The organism is Paenibacillus sp. ACRRY (genome assembly GCF_022346995.1).
Lineage (GTDB): Bacteria > Bacillota > Bacilli > Paenibacillales > Paenibacillaceae > Paenibacillus.
Genome location: NZ_JAKRNM010000010.1, coordinates 151,845 through 158,623 on the forward strand (window position 1 = coordinate 151,845; position 6,779 = coordinate 158,623).

Here is a 6,779-nt window from a genome sequence, read left to right on the forward strand (position 1 = left end):
GTGTACTGCCATGCTGATGAAAGCCGAATTAATTTCAGTCAAGAAAGGAGTCGATATAATAATGAAGCGATTTGTGGACGAAGGAGCCTATAAATATAATTTTTATTGGGTACTCCGCCGAGGTGAGCGTGTGGATGTTACATGCCAAGCCTGCGGTGGTCATGCGTATATTGAAGAACGTCAGGATGAAATAACGTGGAAATGCTCGGCATGTTATGCGCATGGGGTGGAGAAACAAGTGTATCAATATCATGCCAAGGGTAACTGTGCTCTCTGCGAACGCTGGTTCAATGTTGAAGTGGCAGACGAGAAAAAAGTTTCACATAAATCAACGCACATTCATTGTCCCTACTGCGGTGCAGTCAATTTAGCTGAGCTGCACAGTAAGCCAGTTTGCAGAAGATATATTATGGACACCCGGGACGGGAGAGACCCCGTTTTTGGGATGGAGTTATATTTCCTGGACCATGTTCGAGGCAAGTTGGTATGGGCTGTTAATCGGGCGCATTTAAGTTATCTGATTTCGTATGTTTCCGCTGATCTGCGGGTACGACGTGGAAATGTGCCGTTCAAAACGGCATCACACTATCTACCTGTATATATGAAGGAAGCAAAAAACAGGGATCAAATGGTGCGTACGCTCACCAAGCTTCAGCACAAGACGGGCTAAGGCTGATGCTGTACATGTTTGAAGGAGGAAAGTAATGAAATTGCGCGGCAAGCTGCTTACGTTGGCTATTATTTTAGGGATCCTGATGATCCCGGCCTTTTTTATTTTGCAGGCGTTCGGTGTGTTCCAAAAAGAAAAAGTTTTATCAGACTATGCGCTCGCGATCGATGTGGATGGAAAACCGTATGATGCATGGCCGCTGATCAACAGTTTCGCTGCCATGGATAAGAGCGGAGATCATCGCCAGTTGTATTACCGGGTAGATATGAGCGATATTAACTACCTTTTTCAATTGGCTTATCAGGAGTATGACATTTCACCCGACAATGAGAATCCCTATTTGGCAGGGAAGGTGGACTACCATAGCCTTGAAACCACGTATGTGAAATCGGAAATGGAATATTCCAATGCCAAGGATTACACCACCTTCCTTCATTTTCTCAATAAAGAAGGACAGGAGATTTATACTTATGAATCTACGGGCAAAGGCGATGGGAATCTGGTACAATCCATTATTCACCAAGGGATGACCCGTTCCCATAATGGAGGTAGTGAACCAGTACGTGACCCATACTTGAACATTACAGCCCTATTTCGCGATAAGCTGAATGTGGATGTTAACCTGACAGTGGATGAAGAACAGAAAATCGTATGGATACGAATGAATAAAGCGGAGGCGAGATTATGAATTTGTTTGGCGTACATAATGGACCTGTATATCTGGAAGGAATTATTAAGAAAGTAACGGATGGCGAGAACCAGGAAGTCGAGTGGAAAGGCAAGCTGCAGACGAGCGACGGTCATGACAAGTTCCATATCTTTTATTATGGTGACTTGATGGAAGATGATCTGATAACCTGGCAGGATTCGACACCGTTAATCGTATACGCTGAGCACACGGTGACTGGAGAGCGTTACCTGCTTATTGATGCTGCCAAACATGGCTATGATGCAATGCTGTGTGAAACTTATCCTGAGGAAGAGCTGAGCAAAAGGTCGCTGCGTCCTTATCTGGACGTTGAAGGAGAAGATACATTTGAAGTTCACTTGTCCGCCTTTTATAACGTTCCTTGGGATGAGGAATTTGGAGAAGATGTGGATGAAGAAGGAACCTACGAATTGATCACGGGCGAACGTATGGATTTTGACCAGGTTAAACGGGATGGATATGATGCATTCTCCATTCGTATCGTGAATCGTAAAGGCATAGCAACGGAAATTGTTCAGGAGGAGCTTGCCTGATTGTTCATTAGAATTACAAGACAGGGATCTGATCTGAAGATAGGAGATGTCGTTCATGTACGTGGTAAGTCATACGCTTAAACCGGTATCAGCGGAAGAGCTTGGACATTTTGAGCAGCAGTATTCCGTATCATTGCCTGCATCCTATCGCCAGTGGCTAGAACAGTATGGGGAGGGGACTTATTCGGGGTGGATGAATATCCAGAGGCCCGATCAGGAGGTATTGAAGCCTTTTGCAGAGTATGATTTTTGGATGCATACCGAAGATACGCCTGTCAGTCAAGATCAATTGAAAGAGTGCATTAGCATAGGGAGTTCTGTGGATGGTGATTTTCTGGCCATTCATCCTGACATTGACGGGCTATTATGGCTCCCTCGCCACGATGAACAGATTACGTTATGGAAACACAACGAATCGGAATTTGGAGATATGCTGGATAAGATCTATTGTGGATACTACCGTCAAAATGCCCCAGTCACGCTAAGGTATTATGAACCATGGAATGAACTGAGGCATCATATCTTTTACCACTTGCAAGATAATGTGGAAAGGGTCTCCCTGCACGATTTGTCCAAGTTATGCCAAATGCAGTTCAAGTGGGATGTTGTGATTGAAAATGAATATACCTGTAAGCTGTTTATGGCTTCCATCGGTGGATACCTGCGTTTTAATTATGCATACGGCAGTGAAATTGCGCTTTTCTATGAGGAAACGGACGGGAGCCGGGGTACGACGGATTATGACATCGAACAATTTTTGCTCACACATAGCTGTAAAATCATGAATTGAGACGGAGTGGAGGAATCATGAATGGGTTGGTTAAAAGAACAGATTGCACAGAAGTGGAGAAATGAAGGGAAGCGTTATGCCCAGAGTGTAAATGATTTTGTACGCAGAAGTATGGCAGGAGAAGAGCCGGATGAAACGGAACTGACGGACGACGGAAGAGCAGAGTTTAGTGTGGAAGTATGGGACATGGTGAAGAAGGCCAATGAGCAGAATGATGTGCAGCGACTACGCACGGAATTGCCTGCAGCGACATGGCCTTTCAGTGAAACATTCCAGTCTTCCATGCAGGCCGTGCGCATAGCCGGATACCTGGATAACCATACATGGGTACTAAACAGTGGTTTTCATACGGATCAAGGATGTGTGTATACTGCAGATTCAGAACACGTACGTTCTTTTCCGCAATATCAATTTGCAGGTCAGTCCCCGGATGGGGCACAGTATGCTCTGGCAGGCGGTGAAGGGATTCGCGTGATAACACATCCGGATCGTCATCTGGAAGGAAAAGAAGTGGCAACGTTCCGTTGGGAAGATATTCAATCAGCGATTCATCAGGCCCTGCCTCGAATTGAATCTCTTGCAGACTGTGAATACCCGGAGCGCACACTTGAAGGCCTTATTCCATTCAATGAAGGTCAGGCACTCATTATTTTGTCCACTTACGGAATTTATCTGGTGGAACATGGCAAGGTATCTTCAATTCATCCTGATCTTGCAGAGGTGGAGGAGCATGAATTAGAGGATACACAAATTTCCATGGGTCACGCTGCGGTATCACAAGATGGTCGATGGATTGCGTTCGGCAGTCAGGTCAGTGACCATATGCTTCTGGATCGTGAACGTCATCATACGTATTCGCTCTATCCGGAATCCAGCTATCCGCATCATGCGTTATTTACCAGAGATAGCCGGAAGGTCTGGTTTAATGCATGCCATTTTTACAATGGAGTTACGATGCAGGTGGAATTGAGTGAAGTGGAAGGCAAAGAATCCAGAGAAGATTGGCCGATAATGGATGGAATTGCTCGTGTCTATGCTTCGGTAGAAATACCTGAAGGCATGGTTCTTGGTGATGCTTATGGCTACCTCAAATGTATAGATAAAAAGGGTCAGGAAGTTTGGAGACATTTTGTCGGCAGCACGATCTATTCACTGGCGATCTCGCCTGATCAATCCAGACTTGCAGTAGGTACGTTTGGAGGCATGGTCCATATTATTGATCTGTATGCTGACCAGATGGATGACTATAGTATTGGAACGGGATCACTTCGTGAAATAGAGCGCTTTGTTGTGTGGCGTGGAGAGCAACCTTTACGTTGGTAGAGTAGGGGCGTATAACAAGCAAACAGAAATGGGGAACGCCTGTTGAGGATGGAAGAAGCTGTCCTTTTGTTGAAATGTCATGCCTTTGTTCATGGCGATCTGGATCATCCCAAGATGGAGACCGGCTTTCTGGGAAGCCTACGCCCTTTTCGCGGGCAATTAATAGAAGGAAACTTTCACGAGTTAATGGAAATTGTTCGCACGTTGGCACCAGAACTTAAGCAACCAGCACTAAACCGGGAAGTGATGTCCTGTTTATGGAGTATCATCCATTTGGGGCGTGCATGGGCAATATTGCCTGATGGCATGCTGCGCAGGAACAAACTCCTTTCGAATGAACAGATTGCCTTAATGGAAGAATGGCTGAACCTGCTATCTTACGCCGTAATGATTCTGATCGAAGATGGTGGCGAAGAAGAAGCGTTCTGTGGATATAACGAATATTTGCGGGAACAGGCAGAAAAAGGTGAGAAGGGGAGAAGCTTGTGAAATCGGATATGCACGAAAGAATGCATGAACTGATGAATCATTTGAATGAATTATTGGATGTTAAAGTGAAGGATGAAGAGATTAGGCAGCTATACAACGAGTATCAAGAGAAAAGTGGAGCTTCCGAGGATCGTTTGGCGGCTTTTGAAACCGAGATGGATGTCCGGCTACCCGAAGATTTTCGCGAATTCTACAAATCTAAAGATGGAAGCGGTTATGCATTTCATGTCCTGTATCCCGGCAATGCCGAGGGAGAGGAATGTACCCCGTTTTACATGATGTCTCTTGATGAGATTCAAGAAACCAAGCAATATTTCTGTGAGCGTGATGAGGAGCTAAGTGAGTATTATTCCGCAGAGGAGATCAGCAAACTTGATCCCGAGATCAAGCCTTATTTATTTCATAAACCGTGGATTCCCTTTGCGACGATGGCCGGGGGTTCCTTGTATTTGATGCTGGACTTTGACCCGGCAGACCAAGGGAGTTATGGCCAAATTATTATTTATGTACATGATCCGGACTTTGTTTATTATATTACAGACACGTTCACTAACCTGCTGAAAGACTCCAATCGTAATCTGGAGATTATGGATGAGATTGAGTACTAGATAACTAGTGAAATCGTAAAATCAATCATAAATTGCAGGAACTGCCTGTAGCAGCTCCTGCACGATTCCAAATGTTATCCCTGCTGGAAAAAGCGATGACCGTGAAAACCTCCGGGACCTCCACCTGGATGACCACCAGGACCTCCGCCATGTGGACCACCGGGATAGCCGCCCCCAGGGAATGGTCCGTGATGTCCGCCTGGGTAACCGCCTCCCGGATACCCGCCATGCCACCAAGGACCGCCAAAGGGAATGGGCAAGGGCAGCGGGTAAAATGGCGGGTATGGATAGGGGTACGGATAAGGATAGGGATAAGGGGGTGGCGGAGTTGGTGGGTAATATGGATAAGGATATCCCGCAGAGGACGGAGATGAAGTTGCACCAGGTCCGTATGCCATGTGATCAGCCTCCTGTTATCGAATAGATGATATCAGCCTATGCCATAATGCAATCACATGACACTGTTGAAATAGTCAAAGATATTGAACATAAGGGGAATTGGCATGAGAATAATATCTTTTCATACGGCTCCAAGTGGCGATGCATACAGACATTTAATTGACGAATTGATCGATAAGACGAGTCGCTTTTTCCTTGTGGACAGAAGACACGGCAGAGGGGACACTCCTATGGAAGTCGCCAGAGTTTTCCAGAGATTGAAGCCGTATATGATTGAGCGTTGTACCACGGAAGAAATGATGATGAAGACAAAAGCATTTTACGCAGAAGGAATCTATTACATATATGAATGCACGCCAGCCTCTGGACAGATCCTGAAGGAAGAGGCTGATGGTTTCCTCGATTGGCTGTATCCTTCTTTGCCAGAAGACCTGTGCTTTCTGAGAGAAAACGGAAGCGACTATTTGTTTACGGAAGCACATGAAGATGGATGTGGAATGCGGATTACAGAACAAGAAGCGAGAGATCTTATGAAACGTATTCCTGGGTTGATGTTTGTTCTAGAAAGTTTTCCTTCCTAATGGTTAGCTAGAGACTACAGCCAACTGCAGATTCGAATTTTAAAAAAGTGCAAAACTTTGCAGTTCAACTTACTTTAACTATTGGATTAATTTACAACTAGCGAGCTTGCTAACAAAATGATATATTATTCTTCCGGCCGCAAAAGGCACGGAAAACTCTCGAAAAATATTTCGAGAAAAAACTTTACAAGATATAATGATATATGGTATATTCTAATTCCGGCTTTGATAGAGTCGGAAACGAAGTTTGATCTTTGAAAACTGAACAACGAGTGAGTAATCATCCTGCTTGCAGGATGAACGTGAAGGTTTTTGGTACATGCCATTTGGCTGTATGAAAACTGGAACACAATTGAGATTTTTAATCTCGTCAGATTCAAAATGAGCTAATCGCTCTTTTCAATACTGGCTGCAAGACATTCATCCACTCAGCCGAGTTGGACCGATTGTCATGCAGGACGATGTTGCTCTGCAACATCTTTGTTGGAGAGTTTGATCCTGGCTCAGGACGAACGCTGGCGGCATGCCTAATACATGCAAGTCGAGCGGACTTGAAGAGAAGCTTGCTTCTCTGATGGTTAGCGGCGGACGGGTGAGTAACACGTAGGCAACCTGCCCTCAAGCTTGGGACAACTACCGGAAACGGTAGCTAATACCGAATACTTGCTTTCTTCGCC

General features: G+C 45.1%; 9 protein-coding genes and 1 rRNA gene. 9 read left to right on the plus strand and 1 reads right to left on the minus strand.

Annotation, left to right across the window (positions count from 1 at the left end):
* Window positions 1-61 precede the first annotated feature (61 nt).
* Genes MH144_RS25420 through MH144_RS25450 form a run of 7 tightly spaced genes read left to right on the plus strand, consistent with a single transcriptional unit; the run spans window position 62 to window position 5,122 of the window.
* Window positions 62-670 (plus strand): hypothetical protein, encoded by a 609-nt coding sequence (locus tag MH144_RS25420; protein ID WP_239305091.1) that lies wholly within the window; start codon window positions 62-64, stop codon window positions 668-670.
* Window positions 671-704: 34 nt separating this feature from the next.
* Entirely contained in the window at window positions 705-1,358 is a 654-nt protein-coding gene (locus MH144_RS25425) for a hypothetical protein (protein ID WP_239305092.1), read from the plus strand.
* On the plus strand, window positions 1,355-1,912 hold the full coding sequence (locus MH144_RS25430; RefSeq protein ID WP_239305093.1) for a hypothetical protein: 558 nt from the start codon (window positions 1,355-1,357) through the stop codon (window positions 1,910-1,912). Before MH144_RS25425 ends, MH144_RS25430 begins: the two co-directional genes overlap by 4 nt.
* Before the next feature lie 55 nt (window positions 1,913-1,967).
* A complete protein-coding gene (locus MH144_RS25435) occupies window positions 1,968-2,702 on the plus strand; it encodes an SMI1/KNR4 family protein (protein WP_239305094.1) in 735 nt (244 codons plus the stop codon).
* 21 nt (window positions 2,703-2,723) lie between these two features.
* Window positions 2,724-4,025 carry a hypothetical protein gene (locus MH144_RS25440; RefSeq protein WP_239305095.1) on the plus strand — a complete coding sequence of 434 codons (1,302 nt, stop codon included), beginning with the start codon at window positions 2,724-2,726 and terminating at the stop codon, window positions 4,023-4,025.
* Window positions 4,026-4,073: 48 nt separating this feature from the next.
* Complete coding sequence (locus MH144_RS25445) at window positions 4,074-4,514, plus strand: hypothetical protein (RefSeq protein WP_343226117.1); 441 nt, start codon at window positions 4,074-4,076, stop codon at window positions 4,512-4,514.
* Window positions 4,511-5,122 carry an SMI1/KNR4 family protein gene (locus tag MH144_RS25450; RefSeq protein WP_343226118.1) on the plus strand — a complete coding sequence of 204 codons (612 nt, stop codon included), beginning with the start codon at window positions 4,511-4,513 and terminating at the stop codon, window positions 5,120-5,122. The genes MH144_RS25445 and MH144_RS25450 overlap by 4 nt, the downstream gene beginning before the upstream one ends.
* Before the next feature lie 74 nt (window positions 5,123-5,196).
* Here MH144_RS25450 and MH144_RS25455 read toward each other — a convergent pair whose 3' ends face one another.
* Entirely contained in the window at window positions 5,197-5,520 is a 324-nt protein-coding gene (locus MH144_RS25455; protein WP_239305097.1) for a hypothetical protein, read from the minus strand.
* 105 nt (window positions 5,521-5,625) lie between these two features.
* Between MH144_RS25455 and MH144_RS25460 the strand changes: the two genes are divergently transcribed.
* Together MH144_RS25460 and MH144_RS25465 are read left to right on the plus strand one after the other, a co-directional pair.
* Window positions 5,626-6,102 (plus strand): hypothetical protein, encoded by a 477-nt coding sequence (locus MH144_RS25460; RefSeq protein ID WP_239305098.1) that lies wholly within the window; start codon window positions 5,626-5,628, stop codon window positions 6,100-6,102.
* Window positions 6,103-6,582: 480 nt separating this feature from the next.
* Window positions 6,583-6,779 (plus strand): 16S ribosomal RNA (locus tag MH144_RS25465); the annotation flags it as partial.